At 63.8% G+C, this 17,986-nt stretch carries 19 protein-coding genes; 6 read left to right on the forward strand and 13 right to left on the reverse strand.

The window, feature by feature from the left end:
* Nucleotides 1-58: 58 nt before the first annotated feature.
* Together K3725_RS16265 and K3725_RS16270 are read right to left on the reverse strand one after the other, a co-directional pair.
* Nucleotides 59-3,514: a chromosome segregation SMC family protein gene (locus K3725_RS16265; RefSeq protein ID WP_260016317.1), complete on the reverse strand. Its 3,456-nt coding sequence runs from the start codon at nucleotides 3,512-3,514 to the stop codon at nucleotides 59-61.
* A 165-nt stretch (nucleotides 3,515-3,679) separates the two neighbouring features.
* Nucleotides 3,680-4,888, reverse strand: a complete 1,209-nt coding sequence (locus K3725_RS16270; protein ID WP_260016318.1) for a PLP-dependent aminotransferase family protein — start codon at nucleotides 4,886-4,888, stop codon at nucleotides 3,680-3,682.
* Between the two features lie 157 nt (nucleotides 4,889-5,045).
* On the opposite strand from K3725_RS16270, the gene K3725_RS16275 reads away from it, so the two are divergent.
* Both K3725_RS16275 and K3725_RS16280 read left to right on the forward strand, forming a co-directional pair.
* On the forward strand, nucleotides 5,046-5,816 hold the full coding sequence (locus tag K3725_RS16275; protein WP_039186774.1) for a FadR/GntR family transcriptional regulator: 771 nt from the start codon (nucleotides 5,046-5,048) through the stop codon (nucleotides 5,814-5,816).
* Between the two features lie 107 nt (nucleotides 5,817-5,923).
* Complete coding sequence (locus tag K3725_RS16280) at nucleotides 5,924-6,379, forward strand: DUF6389 family protein (protein ID WP_260016319.1); 456 nt, start codon at nucleotides 5,924-5,926, stop codon at nucleotides 6,377-6,379.
* 109 nt (nucleotides 6,380-6,488) lie between these two features.
* Here the strand turns inward: K3725_RS16280 and K3725_RS16285 are convergent, their stop codons facing one another.
* From K3725_RS16285 to K3725_RS16310, 6 genes are all read right to left on the reverse strand, one after another.
* Nucleotides 6,489-7,046, reverse strand: a complete 558-nt coding sequence (locus tag K3725_RS16285) for a F0F1 ATP synthase subunit B (RefSeq protein WP_260016320.1) — start codon at nucleotides 7,044-7,046, stop codon at nucleotides 6,489-6,491.
* Nucleotides 7,047-7,050: 4 nt separating this feature from the next.
* On the reverse strand, nucleotides 7,051-7,578 hold the full coding sequence (locus tag K3725_RS16290; RefSeq protein ID WP_260016321.1) for a F0F1 ATP synthase subunit B': 528 nt from the start codon (nucleotides 7,576-7,578) through the stop codon (nucleotides 7,051-7,053).
* Between the two features lie 83 nt (nucleotides 7,579-7,661).
* A complete protein-coding gene (locus K3725_RS16295) occupies nucleotides 7,662-7,898 on the reverse strand; it encodes a F0F1 ATP synthase subunit C (protein WP_008553903.1) in 237 nt (78 codons plus the stop codon).
* Between the two features lie 88 nt (nucleotides 7,899-7,986).
* Nucleotides 7,987-8,787 (reverse strand): F0F1 ATP synthase subunit A, encoded by an 801-nt coding sequence (locus K3725_RS16300; RefSeq protein WP_260016322.1) that lies wholly within the window; start codon nucleotides 8,785-8,787, stop codon nucleotides 7,987-7,989.
* A gap of 40 nt (nucleotides 8,788-8,827) precedes the next feature.
* Nucleotides 8,828-9,172 carry an AtpZ/AtpI family protein gene (locus K3725_RS16305; protein ID WP_409201577.1) on the reverse strand — a complete coding sequence of 115 codons (345 nt, stop codon included), beginning with the start codon at nucleotides 9,170-9,172 and terminating at the stop codon, nucleotides 8,828-8,830.
* 195 nt (nucleotides 9,173-9,367) lie between these two features.
* Nucleotides 9,368-10,264 (reverse strand): DMT family transporter, encoded by an 897-nt coding sequence (locus K3725_RS16310; RefSeq protein ID WP_260016324.1) that lies wholly within the window; start codon nucleotides 10,262-10,264, stop codon nucleotides 9,368-9,370.
* Nucleotides 10,265-10,354: 90 nt separating this feature from the next.
* Here K3725_RS16310 and K3725_RS16315 point away from each other — a divergent pair, with 90 nt between their 5' ends.
* Entirely contained in the window at nucleotides 10,355-10,699 is a 345-nt protein-coding gene (locus tag K3725_RS16315; RefSeq protein ID WP_260016325.1) for a helix-turn-helix transcriptional regulator, read from the forward strand.
* A gap of 12 nt (nucleotides 10,700-10,711) precedes the next feature.
* On the opposite strand, the gene K3725_RS16320 is transcribed toward K3725_RS16315, so the two are convergent.
* From K3725_RS16320 to K3725_RS16330, 3 genes are all read right to left on the reverse strand, one after another.
* Nucleotides 10,712-11,122 (reverse strand): universal stress protein, encoded by a 411-nt coding sequence (locus tag K3725_RS16320; RefSeq protein ID WP_260016326.1) that lies wholly within the window; start codon nucleotides 11,120-11,122, stop codon nucleotides 10,712-10,714.
* Nucleotides 11,123-11,218: 96 nt separating this feature from the next.
* Complete coding sequence (locus K3725_RS16325; RefSeq protein ID WP_260016327.1) at nucleotides 11,219-12,124, reverse strand: DMT family transporter; 906 nt, start codon at nucleotides 12,122-12,124, stop codon at nucleotides 11,219-11,221.
* The gene (locus tag K3725_RS16330) at nucleotides 12,112-12,990 is read right to left on the reverse strand and encodes a LysR family transcriptional regulator (protein ID WP_260016328.1); all 879 of its coding nucleotides are present in this window, start codon (nucleotides 12,988-12,990) and stop codon (nucleotides 12,112-12,114) included. Before K3725_RS16330 ends, K3725_RS16325 begins: the two co-directional genes overlap by 13 nt.
* 124 nt (nucleotides 12,991-13,114) lie before the next feature.
* Between K3725_RS16330 and K3725_RS16335 the strand changes: the two genes are divergently transcribed.
* Nucleotides 13,115-13,696 carry an FMN-dependent NADH-azoreductase gene (locus K3725_RS16335; protein WP_260016329.1) on the forward strand — a complete coding sequence of 194 codons (582 nt, stop codon included), beginning with the start codon at nucleotides 13,115-13,117 and terminating at the stop codon, nucleotides 13,694-13,696.
* A 121-nt stretch (nucleotides 13,697-13,817) separates the two neighbouring features.
* Nucleotides 13,818-14,570 carry an aspartate/glutamate racemase family protein gene (locus tag K3725_RS16340; RefSeq protein ID WP_260016330.1) on the forward strand — a complete coding sequence of 251 codons (753 nt, stop codon included), beginning with the start codon at nucleotides 13,818-13,820 and terminating at the stop codon, nucleotides 14,568-14,570.
* Here the strand turns inward: K3725_RS16340 and K3725_RS16345 are convergent.
* Nucleotides 14,567-15,094 carry a prolyl-tRNA synthetase associated domain-containing protein gene (locus tag K3725_RS16345; protein ID WP_260016331.1) on the reverse strand — a complete coding sequence of 176 codons (528 nt, stop codon included), beginning with the start codon at nucleotides 15,092-15,094 and terminating at the stop codon, nucleotides 14,567-14,569. The two genes, K3725_RS16340 and K3725_RS16345, sit on opposite strands and share 4 nt — an antisense overlap.
* Nucleotides 15,095-15,235: 141 nt before the next feature.
* Nucleotides 15,236-17,143 (reverse strand): elongation factor G, encoded by a 1,908-nt coding sequence (locus K3725_RS16350; RefSeq protein ID WP_260016332.1) that lies wholly within the window; start codon nucleotides 17,141-17,143, stop codon nucleotides 15,236-15,238.
* A 274-nt stretch (nucleotides 17,144-17,417) separates the two neighbouring features.
* Between K3725_RS16350 and K3725_RS16355 the strand changes: the two genes are divergently transcribed.
* The gene (locus tag K3725_RS16355; RefSeq protein WP_260016333.1) at nucleotides 17,418-17,945 is read left to right on the forward strand and encodes a hypothetical protein; all 528 of its coding nucleotides are present in this window, start codon (nucleotides 17,418-17,420) and stop codon (nucleotides 17,943-17,945) included.
* Nucleotides 17,946-17,986: the final 41 nt, after the last annotated feature.

Genomic DNA, 17,986 nt, shown 5'->3' on the forward strand with positions numbered 1-17,986 from the left:
TCCACAAAACTTTGTCTTTGCAAACAGGCACTGGCACAGATCCCCTCTGCACCGGCACTCAGGCCACCATCGCCTCTGCTTTCTTGAGGTCAACCGAAACGAGCTGGCTGACACCCTTTTCCTGCATGGTGACGCCAAAAAGCCGGTCCATCCGCGCCATCGTCACCGCATGGTGGGTGATGATCAGGAAGCGGGTGTCGGTCTGGCGGCACATCTCATCGAGCAGATCGCAGAAACGGGTGACGTTGGCGTCATCCAGCGGTGCATCGACCTCGTCCAGCACACAGATCGGCGCCGGGTTCGACAGGAACACCGCAAAGATCAGCGCCATTGCGGTCAGCGTCTGCTCACCGCCGGAGAGCAGCGACAGGGTCGACAGCTTCTTGCCCGGCGGCTGGCACATGATCTCAAGCCCCGCATCCAGCGGGTCGTCGCTTTCGACCATCACCAGGTTGGCCTCGCCGCCGCCGAACAGATGGGTGAACAGCATGGCAAAGCTGCTGTTCACCTGTTCAAACGCGGTCAGCAGCCGTTCGCGGCCCTCGCGGTTAAGGCTGGCAATGCCGTCGCGCAGGGTCTTCACCGCGCCTTCCAGGTCCAGCTTTTCCGCCACCAGCGTGTCATGCTCGTTCTGAACGCCGCGGGCGTCTTCCTCGGCCCGCAGATTGACCGCTCCCAAAGCGTCACGCTGGCGCTTGTAGCGGTCGACATCATGTTCCAGATCATCCGAGACCGGCATCTCATCCGGTGACACGCCCAACTTCTCCAGCAGTGCCTGCGGCGTGATCTGCTGCGCTTCGATGATGCGGCCTGCGGCCTGCGTCACGGCATCCTTGGCCGCATCGCTGCGCGCCTCGGAGCGCGCCCGCGCCTCGCGCGCCTCAGAGGCCAGCCGCTCGCATTCGCGTTCCTTGTGGACGGCCTCGCGCAGCTCGGCCTCCGCCGCAATCAGCGCCTCGGTTGCGGCCGACTTGCGGCCCTCCGCCTCAGCAATCGCCTCATTCAGCTCTTCGCGCTTTTCGGCAATTTCCGCCGGAACCGCGTTGGCTTCCTCCAGTTCCTCCTGCGAGGCCTCGCGGCGTTCGGCCAGTTCCTCGATCCGAGCCTCGGCGCTTTCCAGGCGGTGGCGCCAGCCGGACAGCTCCTTGGTCACCTCCTGACCGCGTTTGGTGCGGGCCTCGCCCTCGCGGCGCAGCTCGTCATGGCTGGACCGGTGGGTCAGCATGGTGATCCGCGCCGCCTCCACCGACTGCTTGATATCCTCAACCGCGCTGCGGGCCTGGTCCAGATCACCAAGTTCACCCAGCGCCTTTTCCGCCTCTTTCAGCTGCAGGCTGGCATTCAGCGCGTCTTCTTCGTGGCGCGACACCGCAATGCCCAGGGTTTCCAGCTTGCCCTCTGCCAGGTTGCGGTCGGCCTCTGCCCGGCTCAGCGCACGAGCCGCATCAGCCACCCGTTGATCCGCCACCCGGCGGGCCTGGCGGGCGTCCTGGTCCGCCAGCGTCACTTCTTCCAGCTTGCGCAGCAGCATCTCATGCGCAGCGCGGGCGCCGTCTGCCGTGGCGCTGACACGCTCCATTTCCTGCTTCAGCGCTTCCAGCTTGTTGAGCTGCTCCAGCCGCAGCGCTGCTGCACTGGGCGCGTCCTCGGCCCAGGCACGGTAGCCATCCCAGCGCCACAAGTCGCCTTCCAGCGTCACCAGCCGCTGACCGGGCTGCAACTGCGCCTGCAATCCTGCCGCCGCATCGCCATCCACCAGGCCGATCTGCGCCACCCGGCGCGACAGGGCCTCAGGGCCGGAGACAAACAGCGCCAGCGGCTCAACGCCTTCCGGCAGAGCCGCGTCGCGGTCATAGCCCGGCAGAGAAACCCAGCCGGTCGGCCCGTCCGCCTCCGCCAGCGGCGCGCGCAGATCATCGGCCAGCGCCGCACCCAGCGCCTTTTCATACCCCGGTGCCACGGTCAGTTCATCCAGAACCTGGCCGCCCTCTGCGGTGTCGCGCTCCACCAGCTTGGCCAGCGCGGTGACCTCGGCGCGCAGCGCCCCCAGTTCGCCCTCAGCCTCAGACCGCTGCGAGCGCGCCTCTGCCTCACGGGCCTGGGTCTCCGTGCGCGCCTCATCCGCCGCTTCCAGCACCTCCTCAGCCATCTCAGAGGCTTCACGTGCCTCTTCCTCAGCCGTGACCGCAGCCTCGAATTTCTCCGCCGCCAGCTCCAGCGCCTCCTGCGCCTCGCTCTGTGCCGCGCGGGCTTTCTCTGCCTCCCCCTCGGAGCGGCCCAACGCGCGCTGGCAATCCTCGACCGCCCGCCGCGCCGACTGGTGCCGAGCAGCCAAACGGGCCACATCCTCGGTCACCTGCGCCAGATGGTCCTCGCGCGCCTGCAGGATCGAACCCGCATCGCGTGCCAGTTCTGCGGCCTCGGCCAGCTTGCCGTCATGGCCGTCGCCGGCCTTGGACAGCTCGCGCTGCTCCCATTCCAGCCGTTCGATGGTTTCGCCTGCGTCCTTGTTCAGACCGGTCTCACGTTCAATATCATTGCCCAGCTGCACGATCCGGCTGCTGAGCCGCTCGATGGTCTGGCGCGCCTGCGCCTCCTGATCACCCAGCGAATCCCGCTGCACCACCAGCCGCTGCAGGATGGCGGCCGCAATGGCTTCTTCCTCGCGCAGGGGCGGCAGTTTTTCCTCGAACGTGCCGCGCTGGGTGGCCGCGGCACGCACCAGCGCCTCCGCCTTCGCGGCCTGCTCAACCCGCTGCCGCAGCTCATCCTCGGAGGCCAGCCTTGCCTCATCTGCTTCGCGCCAGCGTCGGTAGAGCAGCATGCCCTCGGCCAGCCGCAGGTTCTCACCGATCTCACGGTAGCGCTGCGCCTGCCGCGCCTGTTTGGCCAGCTGCGCCAGCTGTGCCGCCAGCTGCTCGATCACATCGTCGACGCGCAGCAGGTTGGCTTCGGTGTTCTTCAGCTTCAACTCCGCCTCATGGCGCCGCTGATACAGGCCCGAGATCCCCGCCGCCTCCTCCAGAATGCGCCGCCGCGCCTTGGGCTTGGCGTTGATCAGCTCAGCGATCTGCCCCTGCCGCACGAGCGCCGGCGAATGCGCACCGGTGGAGGCATCGGCAAACAGCATCTGCACATCACGCGCCCGCACGTCCTTGCCGTTGGATTTATAGGCGCTGCCCACATCTCGGGTGATGCGGCGCACAATCTCCAGACCGTCGGCATCATTGAAGCCCGAGGGTGCCAACCGTTCGGAATTGTCGATGTTGAGGCTCACCTCGGCAAAGTTGCGCGCCGGCCGCGAGGAGGTGCCGGCAAAGATCACATCCTCCATGCCGCCGCCGCGCATGGCCTTGGCGCGGGTTTCTCCCATCACCCAGCGCAATGCCTCGAGAAGATTGGATTTGCCGCAACCGTTTGGACCCACAACCCCTGTCAGCCCATCGGCAATGACCAGTTCGGTAGGATCAACAAAGCTTTTGAAGCCGTTCAGCCTGAGCTTGGAAAACCGCAAAGCTGCCCCTTCGTGATTCCGTATCGAGAAAGTTCAGCGGTTCCTACCCGTTGAGTCAACGCTCCGCACCCCCAAATCGGGGCGAATTCTGTTCAAACCACACCATATCTTGTGGATAACCCAAACCAAGCGGCGGTGTTTTGCCAAACAGCAGCCTGTCTGGCCTCAGACGGACCGCAACAGCCGCCCCAGCCGGGCTATCCCTTCCTCGATGGCTGCATGGTTGGAATTGGAGAAACTCAAACGGATCGAGTTCTGGCCGCTGCCATCGGCAAAAAACGCCTGACCGGGGACAAAGGCCACCCGCTCCGTCTCCAGCGAGCGGGCCAGCAAGTCTGCGCCGCTCATGCCTTCCGGCAGGGTGACCCAGATGAACATGCCGCCCTCTGGCCGGGTCCATTCCACACCCTCCGGCATATGTTCCGCCATGGCCGCCAGCATCACGTCGCGGCGGCGCTGATAAACCGCGCGCAGCTGCTCTACATGAGCGTCGAAACAGGTCTCTGCAACGCCATGCACAGCCATCTGGTTGATCGATGAGGTATGCAGGTCCGCCGCCTGTTTCAGCAGCACCATCTGCGCAATCACCGGCTTGGCCGCCACAGCCCAGCCGATCCGCACCCCCGGCGCCAGCGTCTTGCTGAAGGTGCCGCAATAGATCGTCCGGCAATCCTCGATCGAGCCCTTCTGCTCTATCTCCAGCGCCAGCACCGGCGGCACCGGTTCCCCGTCATAGCGCAGCGACTGATAGGCCGCGTCCTCGATGACCGCACAGTCCAGCGTGTCCGCGATGTCCAGCAGCCGCAACCGCCCGGCGTGATCCAGCGTCTCACCAGTGGGGTTGGCGAAATCCGGTGAGAGATAAGCGAATTTCACTGCACTGCCTGCCTCTGCCGCGCTCTCGGCGTAGCTCTCCGCGGTGCGGTTCCCGTTCAGCGACAGCCGGTCATAGCGCGGCTCATAAGCGTTGAAGGCCGCCAGCGCCCCCAGGTAGGTCGGCCAGCCGACCAGCGCGGTGTCACCCGGCGACAGGAACAGCTTGCCCAGGTAATCAAGCGCCTGCTGCGAGCCGGAGGTGATCAGCACGTTCTCAGCCTCGCAAGCAATGCCGATCTTTGCCATCTCCGCCACGATCCACTGGCGCAGCGGCAGATAGCCCTCGCTGACGGAATACTGCAGCGCCTGCGCCTGCCGGTCCGGTGCCAGCGCGGTCTTGAAGGCTTCGGCGAACTCATCCGCCGGAAACAGCGCCGGATCAGGGATACCGCCGGCAAAGGAGATGATGTCCGGCTGGTCCAGCAGTTTCAGCAGTTCGCGGATTTCCGACGCCTTCATCCGGCTGTTGCGGGTGGCAAAGATCTGGTCCAGCTGCATGGCTCTCTCCTCGCTGAGCTTTCAGGATCACGGTAGGAGGCCCCAGAATAAAGTCAACAAAGCTGACCTATTGTTACAGCCTTCGTGATGCGCTCCGCTCTTGCAGCCACCCGCCCCGCGTGGTCATATAAATTGACCAATCCGTCAGAGCGACCAGATGCCTTTCCAGAAAGTCCAGCCCGAAAAACTCTCCGCCTCCGTCGTCAAGCAGATCGAACAGCTGATCCTGCGCGGTATCCTGTCGCCCGGTGAACGGCTGCCCGCCGAACGGGAGCTGGCCGAACGGCTCGGCGTCTCCCGCCCCTCCCTGCGCGATGCCATCAGCGAACTTCAGGCCCGCGGCCTGCTGGCTTCCAAGGCCGGCTCCGGCGTTTTTGTGGCCGATGTTCTGGGTTCTGCCTTCTCCCCCGCCCTGATCCAGCTGTTCGCCACCCATGACGAGGCGGTGTTCGATTACCTCTCCTTCCGCCGCGACATGGAAGGGCTGGCGGCAGAGCGCGCCGCGCGCTTCGGGTCAGACTACGACCTGCAGGTGATCCAGGCGATCTTTGACAAGATGGAAGCGGCCGGCAATCCCGCCGTCTCCGAGGAAGCCGCCAGGCTCGACGCCCAGTTCCACTCCGCCATCATGGACGCCAGCCACAACGTGATCATGCTGCACATGATGCGCTCGATGTTCGATCTGTTGCGTGAAGGCGTGTTCTATAACCGCCGCATCATGTTCCAGCAGCACACCACCTATGAGGCGCTTCTGGAGCAGCACCGCGCCATCAACGCCGCCTTGCAGGCCCGCGACCCGCAAGCCGCCCGCACCGCTGTGGAGGCGCATCTGGACTATGTGAAACAAGCCCTCACCGACCACCAGCGGGCTGAGCGCAACGCAGAGGTGGCCCGGCAGCGGTTGGAGCATGAGACCGGGAAGGGGTGATGGCGAAGGTAGAAGCGGGCTTTAGACCGACAAGCGTGACACAGCGAATCTTGACGGAAAATCAGCTTTAAGCTGTATGTTTCAAAACGAATGCTATGGATGCCAATATGGACGAACAGACCTACCGTGAGCAATTACTTGAAATTCTTCGACAAAAATCAGAACAAGCAGTTTCGAAGCTCAGGGGCGTGGAAAAAGCATTGCCTGAAATGGCCCAAGGGCTGCATATTGGCATTCACCCCGCACAAGAGCCGGATGGCTCCTTCAGTATCTGGGTTCATGCACAAGGACCCAATCTCTATGCCTTGAACAATGCTATTTCAGAAAACCGTTTGCTATTTGATGGGTTTGCAAACACGGGCATCAGCGATCCTAGAACAAGAGTTCCAAGTTTCGATCCTTTTAATCAAGACTTTGAAGTGAACGACGTGATCGTCCAAGTAGCCTTCTGTTGGTTAAGGGAGGTTTGGGCTTCCTTTGGTGGGTTGGCCTCAGGTAAGTCGGCGGACGTTTTTGGCGAAGAGGATTGGGGCGATATTGGCCTGAAAAGACTGAGGCCCTAACCTATAGCCATCCTTGGCGACCGCCTTGGGCTCAAAACACCCCTTCCCAAAAGAAAAAAACCCGGCCGCTCGGGCCGGGTTCTTTTAGCTTGTCAGGATCAGCCAAAGCTTAGTGCAGCTTGGCGTCCACATCCGCGATGGCGGCGTCGATCAGCTTGTTGGCCTCGGCAGCGGTCATCTGCTTGGAGATCACCTGATCCGCAGCGGCAACAGCGATGGAGATCGCCTGGTCGCGCACTTCCTTCACAGCCGAAGCTTCTGCCGAGGCAATCTGATCCTCAGCGGCCGCCAGACGGCGGGCGATGGAGGTTTGCAGATCAGCTTTTGCCTGCTCCGCTGCACGGGCAGCTTCGTCACGGGCGGCAGCCACGATCTGATCGGCCTGGGCCTGAACTTCCTGCTGCTTGCGCTCATAAGACGCCAGGATGGTCTGGGCTTCTTCCCGCAGGGCGCGGGCTTCGTCCAGTTCCTTCTGGATGCCTGCGGCGCGGTTGTCCAGCTGGCCAGCCAGCAGCGACGGCACCTTGGCAAACAGCAGGATGCCGATGAACAAGATGAACGCCAGCGCAACAACCAGGTTGGTGTTGGACAGGTCCATGCCGCCACCTGCAGCGAAAGCCGGGGAAGCCGCGCCAAGGGTCAGGGCAAGAGCGAGAATATTGCGCATGTCCTTATCCTTTCGTCCGCTCGGCAACTGCCGCGGCAACTGCGTCTTTGTCTGCCGAACCGCCCAGAGCAGCGACCAGCGCCTCTGCGGTATCTGTGGCCACGGCCTTCACGCTTTCCAGCGCGCCGGCCTTGATTTCGGCGATAGCCTTTTCGGACTCGGCGGCCTTGGCAGCGATCTGCTCGTCTGCTTTGGCGATGGCCTCGTCCAGCCCGGCCTGGATCTCGGCGCGGGTCTCGGCAGCGATGCGCTGAGCCTCGGCACGGGCATCCGCCAGAGCTTTGTTATATGCGTTTTCGGCCTCGACAGCCTTGGCTTTCAGGTCTTCAGCCGCGGCGAGGTCGTTGGTGATGGTCCCCTGACGCTCGGCCAGCACCGCAGCAATGCGGGGCAGCGCGACGCGCGACAGAATGAGGTAAATCACGACCAGGGCGACCACGAGCCAGAAGATCTGGTTCCCGAAGGTCGAGAAGTCCAGCTGCGGCATTGCGGAACCGCCGCCGTGTGCTGCCTCTTGCGTATTTGATGCCATGTCGTCCTCCCAGGAACTTGCCGTTACACCGGGCAGCGCAGGATCTGCACTGCCCGGCCGTAAGGAAATAGGTTCCTAAGGTCTTAGACGGCGAACATCAGCAGCAGAGCGACCAGGAACGAGAAGATGCCCAGTGCTTCTGCAAACGCGATGCCGATGAACAGGGTTGCGGTCTGGCCGGCTGCTGCCGACGGGTTACGCAGAGCGCCTGCCAGGAAGTTGCCAGCCACGTGGCCCACACCGATTGCGGCTGCGCCGGAACCGATTGCTGCCAGGCCTGCGCCGACGAACTGACCGAGTTGTGCGATATCGCCTTCCATGATTTCTCTCCTTACGATGGAATGTGGTGATTTCTAGGGTGGGCGGGGCCGCTCAGGGCGCCGCCCGGTAAGCTTTCAGATCCTGGCCTTAGTGGCTCGGGTGCAGTGCATCCTTCAGGTACACGCAGGTCAGGATGGTGAAGACGTAGGCCTGAATGAAGGCCACCAGAACTTCGAGTGCGTAAACTGCGGTGATGGCAAAGATCGGCAGGAAGCTGAACATGCCCAGTGCTGCGGCAAAGCCTGCGAACACTTTCAGAACCGCGTGGCCCGCCATCACGTTACCGGCAAGACGGATGGAGTGGCTGACGGGGCGCACGAAGTAGGAAATCAGTTCGATGATGGCCAGGATCGGGCGGAGCGCCAGCGGCGCGCTCGACACCCAGAACAGGCCCAGGAAGCCAACACCGTTCTTGACGAAGCCGACCACGGTCACGGTCACAAACACCAGCGCCGCCAGAACCGCGGTGACCGCGATGTGCGAGGTTGTGGTGAAGGAACCGGGGATCAGGCCCAGGAAGTTGGCCATCACGATAAACATGAACAGGGTCATGATGTAGGGGAAGAACTTGACGCCGTCCTTGCCGGCCACGTCCTCAACCATCTTGTAGATGAAGCCATAGGCCAGTTCCGCAACCGACTGGGCGCGGCCCGGCACGATGGCGCGGCGCGAGGAACCCAGAACCAGCAGGGCGAACACGGCGGCAACAGCCAGCGCCATCCACAGGGTCACATTGGTCGGAGTGTACCAGGAGATGTGATCGCCGAACAGCGCGCTCACCTGGAACTGATCCATCGGGTGGATCGCCAGCTTTGCTTCCGCCGGAGCGAAAATCAGACCCGACACAACGACCAGTGCCAGAGCTGCGTAAAAGAAAATTTTGCCCATCGGTCCGCTTCTCCTGTCGCCGGTGTGTGATCCCGTCGGATCAATCCCGGTCTTGCGCATTTTTTTCGGCCTCTTCGGCCAGTTTCTCTTTCTGGATCTCTTGCGCGGTGCGAAGCATCGTCTTCACCCCGGCGGCCAGGCCCAGCATAATAAACAGCACCATGAAGATGGGCAGGGTTCCAAACAGATGGTCCAGCCCGTATCCGATGCCAAAGCCGATCCCAAGACCGGCCACCAATTCGATCACCATCCGCCAGGCCTGATTGGCCAGGGAATAATGCTCATCCGCGCGCGGCTTGGGCTCCTGGGCCTTACGCGCCGCCGCCAATTTCTCCTCCAGCTGCGCCATGCGCTGCTTTTGGTCGTCATCGGTCACGGGCGCCATCCTCACGCGAATTTCTATGGAGGGTGCTAAGGCCACGGGGCCTAGGAGTCAATTACAAGGATTGAAGATTCAAAATATGCTCATCTCCTTGTTTATGCGCGATATTTTGCCAACCCCCATACGCCGCGCCGCTCTGCCGCAGCCGCCGTTAGCGCCAAACTGGTGCGGAATCCATATTCAACCAAAAGGTTGATTTTAGCCGGCAGGCGGTTTTGCCGGCCGCCAGCGCACAATCCGCCCGTCGATCAGCAACAGCCCCAAGAGGATTGCTGCCATGCCCCACAGGTGCTCTGCCAGAAGCGTCTCGCCCAGAATGTAAGTGCCCAGAAACAGCGCCGAAACCGGCGCGATCAGCGTCGGCATGGTGATGTTGGTCGGCCCCACCTTGGGCAGCACCCAGTAAAAGGCGATGAAGGCCGCCGAGGTCAGCACAAAGCCGATCACCAGCAGTGACGCCCAGGTTTCCATACGCGTGATCACCGGCACCCCCTCGCTCCACAACGCCAGCGGCGCAATCGCGGCGGTCGATCCGGTGAGCGCAATGGCGACCAGCACCACCGGTTCCATATCCCGGAAGCTGCGCGCGATATTAACGGAGAACGCATAGCACAGCGGCGCGCAGAGGGTGATCAGCACCGCCCAGGCTTCCGAGGACTGGCCGCCCTCCAGAATTGGCAGCGACAGCAGCACGATCCCGAGGAACCCGCAGATCACCCCCAATGATTTCAGCACCGTGGCCCGCTCTCCTCCGGGCCAGAAATGAGACACGACAACCGCCAGCGCCGGGGTGGTGGCATTGACAATCCCGGCCACGCCGCTGGCGATATGCTGCTGGCCCAGCGCGTAGAAGGCAAAAGGCCCCGCATAGCTCAGCACGCCGAACCCGAACAGCGCCTGCCAGCGCCCCGCATCGGCCGGCACTTTCTTCCGCGCCGCCAGCACGTAGATCCAGCAGCCCAGCGCGCCAAAGCCCACCCGCCCCATGGAGACCGACAGCGGCCCCAACTCGCGTAGCAGAATGGCGTTGAACATGAACGACATGCCCCAGCCGATGCCCAGAATGAAAATCACCGCCCAATAGCGCAACGCCATGCCAACTGCTCCCTCGAAATGCCTTGCACCGATCCATCGCAGTTTTTGCAGGATTGTCGACCCGCTTCTTGCCCTTTAGGAGTATCAGGCATGAGCGACACCCTCGACACCGTCTTTGCGGCCCTGGCCGACCCGACCCGCCGGGCGATCCTGACCATGCTGCTGGAGGACGACATGGCCGTAACCGACGTGGCAGAGCCGTTTGAGATGTCGCTGGCAGCAATTTCCAAGCACCTGACCATCCTTACCCGCGCAGGTCTCATCGCGCAGGAAAAGCGCGGCCGGGTCAAATGGTGCAAGCTGCAGCCCGACGCAATGCGGGCCGCAAGCGTATGGATGCAGGGCTTTGGCCAGTTCGAGCCGGTGAACCTGGACGCCTTCGAACGCTTCCTGGAGGCGGAGCACCTGTCAGAGGACAGCCAGACCGGCAATTAGGCGTATTGGCCCCTAGCGGACGACAAACACCGAAATGTCGGAATGCAGCACCAGATGGCTGGCGTGGGACGAGAACACATAGTCCAGAATACCGGGCATATGGGTGGCGATCACGATCAGGTCCACTTCCAGCTCCTTGGCGGTCCGGGCCAGGATGGAGTCCATCTCTGACCCGACATCCACCGAATGAACCGGCAGCCCCTCAACCCTTGCGCCGCTGCTTTCAGCCATCTTGCTGGCCAGTGCAGCCAGTTCATCGCCAGACGGCCCCAAAGTGTGTGCGCCTTCAATCTGCTCGCCCGTCACATGGACCAGCGTCACGCGTGAGCCATGGTTGGCGGCAAAATCTGCGGCCACGTTCAGAGCTTTCTTGACCCCAGCGGGCATGTGCAGGTCAACGGGCACCATGATATGCTTGAACATCTTTCCCTCCTCTTCCTGACGCGTCCCTCAGGACCAGCATACAGGAAAACAAGAGGCGTGCGTTGACCTGCCGCAAGCACGCCCGGCACGCAGCGGTCAGGCGCGTACCGGCTTGGCGTCCCCCTCCAGCAGCATTGCCAGGGCAACAACCGACATCACCACCCCGATCAGCACCATGCCCGGCGGCGCACCGCGGCCCAGCGCAATCTCCCACAGGATCACCCAGCTGGGGGTCAGATAGGTATAGGCCATCACCTTGGCCGATGGCAGCCGCAGGGTGGCGTATTGCAGCAGCACAAAGGTGGCAGCACTGGCAAAAAACGCCAGATAGAACAATCCGATCCAGACGATGCCCGGCAGCTGCATCCAACCAGTCGCCAGAATGTCCTGCCAGCCGAACGCCGCCAGCAGCCCGCCGCCCGCCAGCAGCATCCCGAAGGTGAACACCACCGCAGGCTCGCCCCGGTTCAGCTTGCGCACCATCGGCGTGTAGATCGCGTGCAGCACGCAGCCCCAGAAATAGATGATTTCGCCCTGGCCGATCCGGAACGCCGCCAAGGCGCCCAGGTCGCCGCGCACGATCACCCAGACCGCACCGGCGGCGCCAATCGACAGCGCCAGCGCCATCCAGCGGGTGGTCACCTGCCGCAACAGCAGCCAGCCAAAGCCCGCGCTCATCACCGGCACCAGCGTGAACACCGCCGCCGCGCTGACCGGCGCCGCGGTCTGCAGCCCGTAGAACATCAGCACGAAGTAGCCGCCGAACAGCCCGCCCAGCACCGCAAAGCGCCAGGGGGCCTGGAAATGCGTTCGCCTGATGCCGGATGTGGCCGCGGCGGCGATGCCGATGACCACCGCAGCGATAGCGAACCGTGCCGCATTCAGCGCCGCCGGCGCGATTTCGTTGGCAACCATCACGCCCAGCGAAAACGACCCAGCCACCAGTGCCGAAAAGGCAAGCATCGCCAGATGCCCGCGCAGCGCCTCGCTCACAGCTGCCATTCCTTGGCCTGTTCCTTGAGGAACTTCAAAAACGCCTGCACCTTGGTGGTGCGGTGCAGGTCCACATGGGTCACCAGCCAAAGCGTGCCTTCCCATTCTTCCTGCGGCGCCATCATTTCCACCAGGTTCGGGTTCTGCCGCGCCTCCCAGGCCGCCATGAATCCGATGCCCGCGCCGCTGTGCACCGCGTTCTGCATGGTGAACCCGTTGGAGCACCGGAACGAGATCGCCTCAGCCGGCGCATGAGCCCGCAGCCAGCGCGAAAACGGAGCGCGGCTGTTTTCATCGTCATTGCCAATGAAGCGGTGATTGGCCATGTCCTCCACCCCCTGCAGCACGCCGTATTTCTCGGTATAGGCCTTGGAGGCATAAAGCCCGACCTGCTGCTTGATGAAGGGCTGCACCACATTGTCCGGCTGATCCGGGGCGTTGCCGGCCCGCACCGCCACATGCGCCTCGCCGTATTCCAGCCGGAACAGCCGGTCGCCGGTCAGATAGCGGATGATCAGTCCCGGGTGCATGTCCTGGAACTCCTTCAGCGCCGGCACCAGCATCGGCGCAAAAGACGCAAGCGACGTCACCACCAGCTCGCCGGAGACATCATCGCCCTGCCCCTTCAGCCGGCCGACCAGCTGGCTGAACTGATCATCGGTCGCCTGCGCCACCCGCAACAGATCCTGCCCGGCCTCCGTCGGCGTGTAGCCGCGGGCATGGCGCTGGAACAGCTTCACCCCCAGCCGCGCCTCGATAGCGTCGATATGTCGGATTACCGTGGCATGGTGCACCCCCAGCACCTCGGCGGCACCGCTGACCGTGCCCATCCGGGCGACCTGATAGGCGGTACGCACCTCATCCCAATTGTCCATGGCTGCCTCCTTGCCGATCCGCGCGACATGCGCACAAGCGCACACTCGATGTTACTTTTGCGGCGTTGCGTTCGAAAATGCAATAACCCAAATTTCTGTCAGCAACAAGCACAGGAACTTTGACATGACCCGCACCGTTATGCACCTCGACTCCTCCGCCCGCACCGAAGGCTCGGTGACCCGGGGCCTCTCCGCACAGATCGTCAGCCGACTGGACGCGGACACTGTGATCCGCCGCGACCTCGCCGCACCGCTACCGCTGCTGGACGGCGCCTGGATCGGGGCAAACTTCACCCCCGCCGACCAGCGCAGCGAGGCAGACAAACAGCTGCTCGCCCTCTCCGACGCGCTGGTCGAGGAGCTGAAACAGGCCGACACCATCGTGATCGGCACGCCGATCTACAACTTCTCGGTGCCCTCCACGCTGAAGGCCTGGATCGACCTGGTGGCCCGCGTCGGCGTCACCTTCCGCTATACGGACACCGGCCCCATCGGCCTGCTGGAGGGCAAGCGCGCCATTATTGCCGTGGCCTCCGGCGGCACCCAGGCCGGATCCGACATCGACTTTGCCACCACCTACCTGCGCCATGTGCTGGGTTTCATCGGCATAACCAATGTCCAGATCGTGGCCGCCGACGCCATGTCCATCGACGCCGAGGGCGCGCTGGCCAAAGCGAAAAACCAAATCGAAGCGCTGGCGGCCTGACCCCCTGCACCGCCGCGCGCTCCTGCCGCCAGCCCTCCGGCTGGCGGCCTTTTTGCGTTTAGCACCACGGCTCGCCCTGTGCCACTCTGCCTGCACCGGTATTTCAAAAACAGGCATTCCCATGAAGAAGATCGGCATTCTCGGCGGCGTCGGCTGGGCCTCCACCCTCGATTACTACCGCGCCATTTGCGAAGGAGCCGGAAGGTTCTTTGCAGAGCGCGGCGCGGGCACACCGCTGCCGGTGCCGCCGATCACCATCGAATCCGTGGTTCAGGCCCAGACCCGCGCGTTGCGCGGCCGCCCGGGGGATGAAGCAAGCTGGACCGCTTTTGATGCCGTCTTCCGCGAGGCGATGCTGACGCTGGAACGCGCTGGCTGCGACTTCGCCATTATCGCGTCCAACACCCCGCACGCCCGCCTGCACGCGATCCGCGAGGGCGTGGTGATGCCAATCCTCAGCATCTTCGACGCCACCGCAGAAGCTACCGCCGCAACCGGCGCCGCCCGCGCGCTGGTGCTGGGCACCGCCGTCACCATGCAGGCCAGCAACTATGCCAGCGTGCTCGCCGCACAGGGCGTCACAGCAAATGAGACCCTGCCGCAGGACGAGATCGCCGAGATGCAGATGATGATCGACGAGGATTTCTACGGCGGCGCTTCCGCCACCGCACAGGCCCGCCTGCTGCGCTTTTGCGCGAGACACGCCCAGCCCGGCACCGCCATCCTGCTGGCCTGCACCGAGCTGCCGCTTGCCTTCCCCGATCACATCGACGACGTCAGCTTCGAGGCCGGCGGCTTCCTGTTTGTGAACCCCTCCGCCGCCCATGTGGCCGCCGCGCTGGATCTGGCACTGGCGGATGAAATGGCGGGTTAGACCCAGCGCACCTCAACGCCGATGCGTTCAAAGAACGCCATCACATCATCGCGCTTCATCGCCACCGTGCGGTCGTTGACCAGCGGGTGCATATAGATCACGTCCGCCTCTTGCGCCTGCGCATCCATATAGAAGGTGACGCCCTTCTCCGCGCCGGTGATCATCGCCAGCGGGCTGACCGCGCCGGGGCGGATACCCAGGTTCTCCAGAAGCCGGTCAGCGGAACCAAAGGACAGGTTGCCGATCCCCAGCTCTGCGCCCAGCGCCTTCAGGTCGATCTCCCGGTCCTGCTGCAGTGTCACCAGGTAGTTCCGCTTCTTCTTGTCGCGCAGGAACAGGTTCTTCAGCCGCAGCGCGTTTTCGCCCGGCACCATGAACTGCTCCTCGACGCCCTTGGCGTCCTCCACCGTGCGCAGCGGCACATGGGTATGCAGCTGATAGGCAATGCCCCAGTCGTCCAGCTGCTTCAGCAGCGCATCCGAGGAGATGGGCAGGCTGTCCTGATAGGTGGATGAGGCGTCCATGATCTTACTCCGCAAGCGGTTCCGGTTTGCCGTGCAGATCGCAAAAAACAGCGCCGGGACGCAAGCGGTGTTCCGCCGCCTGCGCCCCGTTTTGCGCCATCGCCGCGGAGGGCGGGCGCGAACGCCCGCCGCCCGGCCAGATCACGCCTCGGCGAAATCGGCCCTTCGCGCCTCCTCGTAGTGGTCGAAATCGGTGCTGAACCAGCCGGTGCCGCGGGTGGCACTGGCCAGGGTGCTGCACAGCTCATCCTGCGCCGACATCGGCAGCAGCGTCTCGAACACGTCCCAGCCCGCGGCGCCCTCTTCTGCCTCAAAGCCCAGGATCTGCCCTTTCATGCCGCTCACTACCGGAACCAGCCCGCCGGTGAAGACCGACGGCACATGGATATGCACCCGCATGATCGGCTGCAGCAGGGTCAGACCGGCCTCGCCCAGCGCCTCCTTCACCGCGTTCTTGCCCGCGGTCCGGAAGGCATAGTCGGAACTGTCCACCGAATGGTGCTTGCCGTCCTTCAGCGTCACGCAGACATCCACCACCGGATGGCCGTTCGGCCCCTGCGCCAGCGCCTCGCGCGCGCCCGCCTCGACCGAGGGGATGTAGTTCTTGGGCACCGCGCCGCCCTTCACGGTTTCCTCGAACACGAACCCGCTGCCGCGCGGCAAGGGCTTCACCTCGATCACCACATCCGCAAACTGCCCGGCGCCGCCCGACTGCTTGCGGTGACGGTGATGCACCTGCACGGATTTCTTGATAGTTTCGCGCAAGGCCGGCGGCACCGGCCCCTCCTCCACCTCGACGCCAAACTCGTCCTTCAGCGCCTGCTTGATCCGGCGCATGTGCAGCGGCCCCTGCAGGTTCAAAAGCACATGGCCGCTAGCCTCATCCTGGTCCAGCACCAGCGCCGGGTCGATTTCCGCCAGCCGCTCCAGCGCGGTGGACAGGCGGGCATCGTCGCGCTCATTCACCGGGGTGATGATCCGCCGGAAGGTCGAGGGCCGCGGCTGCGCCCACTCCGGCAGCGGCGATGCACCATCCGTCCCATAGGCAAAGCCCAGATTCAGATGGTCGGATTTCACCGCCTTCCCCATGTCGCCCGGTGTCAGCCTGGTGTTCGCTTGCGATCCAACGCCGGTCAGCGATCCCAGCGCGGCACCGCCAACCGGCACGCCATTGCCGACGCTGCCGTCCAGCGCCCGCACCATCACCGTCTTGCCCAGATGCTTGACCAGATCCGCCATGCAGCCGACCGCCAGCACGCTGCCGTCCTGCGACAACCGTTCCAGCGCCGCCCCCACATCCGGCGCCTCATGGCGCAGCGACTTCATCAGCCGCAGGATCCCGTTCTTGTGCTCCGCCGATCCCATCAGCGCCGGGATCAGGTCATTGTGCTGCAGCACCTTCGTGGCCACCTCATAGGCCTCTTCCGCCATCACCTGCTGATCCTCGATCAGCTCCTCCAGCAGCGTGTCGTCAAAATCCGCCAGCGCCTCCAGCAGTTCGGTGCGGGCTTCCTGCTCGCGTGCGTACATCGCCACCGGCAGCTCGATCAGCGCCGAAGGCTTGCCCTCCTGATACTGCCAGGCCCGTTCGGAAATCAGATCCACAGCACCCACAACCTGCCCATCCTCGCGGATCGGCACCTGCCGCAGGATGATGTTGTGGCTGCAATAGGCCTGAAGCGCGGCAACGATCTCCGCTACCCGGTCCGTTGCCTGGTCCATACGGTTGACAAAAATAAAGGCGGGAACCCCCGCCTCCTCCAGCTTGCGCAGATACGGCGCGCTCAGCACCGCAGCGCCGGCGTCAGCCGGAACGCAGAGGACGGCAGCATCGCTGGCAGCCAGCGCCGGTCCCGCCTGCGCCAGATTGTCGGCACCGCCTGCGATGTCGATCGCGGCCCAATCCTCCCCCATAAATGAAAAAGGCTGCAAAGCGGTGACGCCTGCAACCTCCTGCCTTTTGCCAGCGGCACTGTCCAGATTGGCCAGCGCCGTGGCCAGCGTTGATTTGCCGGACTGCGACGGTCCCAGAATAGTGAAAACGCGCATGTTCTCAGATCCTCCCTTAGCTGATGCGAATGCCCGCCTAGGACCGCAGCCGCCAAGGGCGTGCAGCTTGCCTGTGCCAAAGATCTGCCTCGGTGCTCTTCTGAGCGCCCCGTGCCGGTGAGTGGGCAGCAAGGGGCCGTTTTCGATGTTGGCCAAGCGTCCGCCCCCGAGTCAAGCGCGCAGAGGGCGTAGCGGCGGCGCCCCGCGCACGGTTTTGACGCAACCGGTGCCGATTTCCCCTCCCTCTCGCCTTTCCCTTGGGTAAGCTTGAATTATGAAAATCACCCGCAACACGCCTGAGCAGCTGATCCTGGCCGACAACCCCTGGTTCATCGGCATCGCCCTCATCCTGTTTATCCTCGTTTTTGTCGGCGCAGGCCTGGGGGCCGCCAGCACCGGCGGTGAGAACCTCTGGTTCGGCCTTTTCTTTGCCCTCGCGGGCGGCGGCATGGGCTTTGCCGCCTTCTGCCTGTTCGTGCGCCGGGTGCAGGTGATCCTCGACAGGCCCGGCGGCAGCATCGTGATCCGGCGCCAGTCGGTGTTCGGCTACAACCGGGTAGAGCACCGCCTCGCCGACCTCTCCCACGCCGAGGTGGAAAGCACCACCAGCCGCAGCGAGGGCCGCACCCGCACGCTCCACCGCCCGGTGCTGGTGCTGGACAGCGGCATGAGCGCCGGCCGCCACCCGGTGGTCGAGGCCTACACCAGCGGCCGCGGTGCCCAGCGGCTGGCTGATGCGGTCAATGCGTGGCTGCCAGCCGATAGCCGGCCAAAGGTTGACTCCGCCCCCCAATCCGCGTAAGCCCCGCCCAAACATCCGGGAGATCTGAGTCTTCCGGTCCC

The organism is Leisingera sp. S132 (genome assembly GCF_025144465.1).
Lineage (GTDB): Bacteria > Pseudomonadota > Alphaproteobacteria > Rhodobacterales > Rhodobacteraceae > Leisingera.

What these genes read in the sequence shown, in the direction of transcription:
- K3725_RS16270 (WP_260016318.1), bottom strand. Translation starts at nt 4,888, where the DNA reads ATGCAGCTGGACCAGATCTTTGCCACCCGCAACAGCCGGATGAAGGCG.
- K3725_RS16275 (WP_039186774.1), top strand. Translation starts at nt 5,046, where the DNA reads ATGCCTTTCCAGAAAGTCCAGCCCGAAAAACTCTCCGCCTCCGTCGTC.
- K3725_RS16280 (WP_260016319.1), top strand. Translation starts at nt 5,924, where the DNA reads ATGGACGAACAGACCTACCGTGAGCAATTACTTGAAATTCTTCGACAA.
- K3725_RS16285 (WP_260016320.1), bottom strand. Translation starts at nt 7,046, where the DNA reads ATGCGCAATATTCTCGCTCTTGCCCTGACCCTTGGCGCGGCTTCCCCG.
- K3725_RS16290 (WP_260016321.1), bottom strand. Translation starts at nt 7,578, where the DNA reads ATGGCATCAAATACGCAAGAGGCAGCACACGGCGGCGGTTCCGCAATG.
- K3725_RS16295 (WP_008553903.1), bottom strand. Translation starts at nt 7,898, where the DNA reads ATGGAAGGCGATATCGCACAACTCGGTCAGTTCGTCGGCGCAGGCCTG.
- K3725_RS16300 (WP_260016322.1), bottom strand. Translation starts at nt 8,787, where the DNA reads ATGGGCAAAATTTTCTTTTACGCAGCTCTGGCACTGGTCGTTGTGTCG.
- K3725_RS16305 (WP_409201577.1), bottom strand. Translation starts at nt 9,172, where the DNA reads ATGGCGCCCGTGACCGATGACGACCAAAAGCAGCGCATGGCGCAGCTG.
- K3725_RS16310 (WP_260016324.1), bottom strand. Translation starts at nt 10,264, where the DNA reads ATGGCGTTGCGCTATTGGGCGGTGATTTTCATTCTGGGCATCGGCTGG.
- K3725_RS16315 (WP_260016325.1), top strand. Translation starts at nt 10,355, where the DNA reads ATGAGCGACACCCTCGACACCGTCTTTGCGGCCCTGGCCGACCCGACC.
- K3725_RS16320 (WP_260016326.1), bottom strand. Translation starts at nt 11,122, where the DNA reads ATGTTCAAGCATATCATGGTGCCCGTTGACCTGCACATGCCCGCTGGG.
- K3725_RS16325 (WP_260016327.1), bottom strand. Translation starts at nt 12,124, where the DNA reads ATGGCAGCTGTGAGCGAGGCGCTGCGCGGGCATCTGGCGATGCTTGCC.
- K3725_RS16330 (WP_260016328.1), bottom strand. Translation starts at nt 12,990, where the DNA reads ATGGACAATTGGGATGAGGTGCGTACCGCCTATCAGGTCGCCCGGATG.
- K3725_RS16335 (WP_260016329.1), top strand. Translation starts at nt 13,115, where the DNA reads ATGACCCGCACCGTTATGCACCTCGACTCCTCCGCCCGCACCGAAGGC.
- K3725_RS16340 (WP_260016330.1), top strand. Translation starts at nt 13,818, where the DNA reads ATGAAGAAGATCGGCATTCTCGGCGGCGTCGGCTGGGCCTCCACCCTC.
- K3725_RS16345 (WP_260016331.1), bottom strand. Translation starts at nt 15,094, where the DNA reads ATGGACGCCTCATCCACCTATCAGGACAGCCTGCCCATCTCCTCGGAT.
- K3725_RS16350 (WP_260016332.1), bottom strand. Translation starts at nt 17,143, where the DNA reads ATGCGCGTTTTCACTATTCTGGGACCGTCGCAGTCCGGCAAATCAACG.
- K3725_RS16355 (WP_260016333.1), top strand. Translation starts at nt 17,418, where the DNA reads ATGAAAATCACCCGCAACACGCCTGAGCAGCTGATCCTGGCCGACAAC.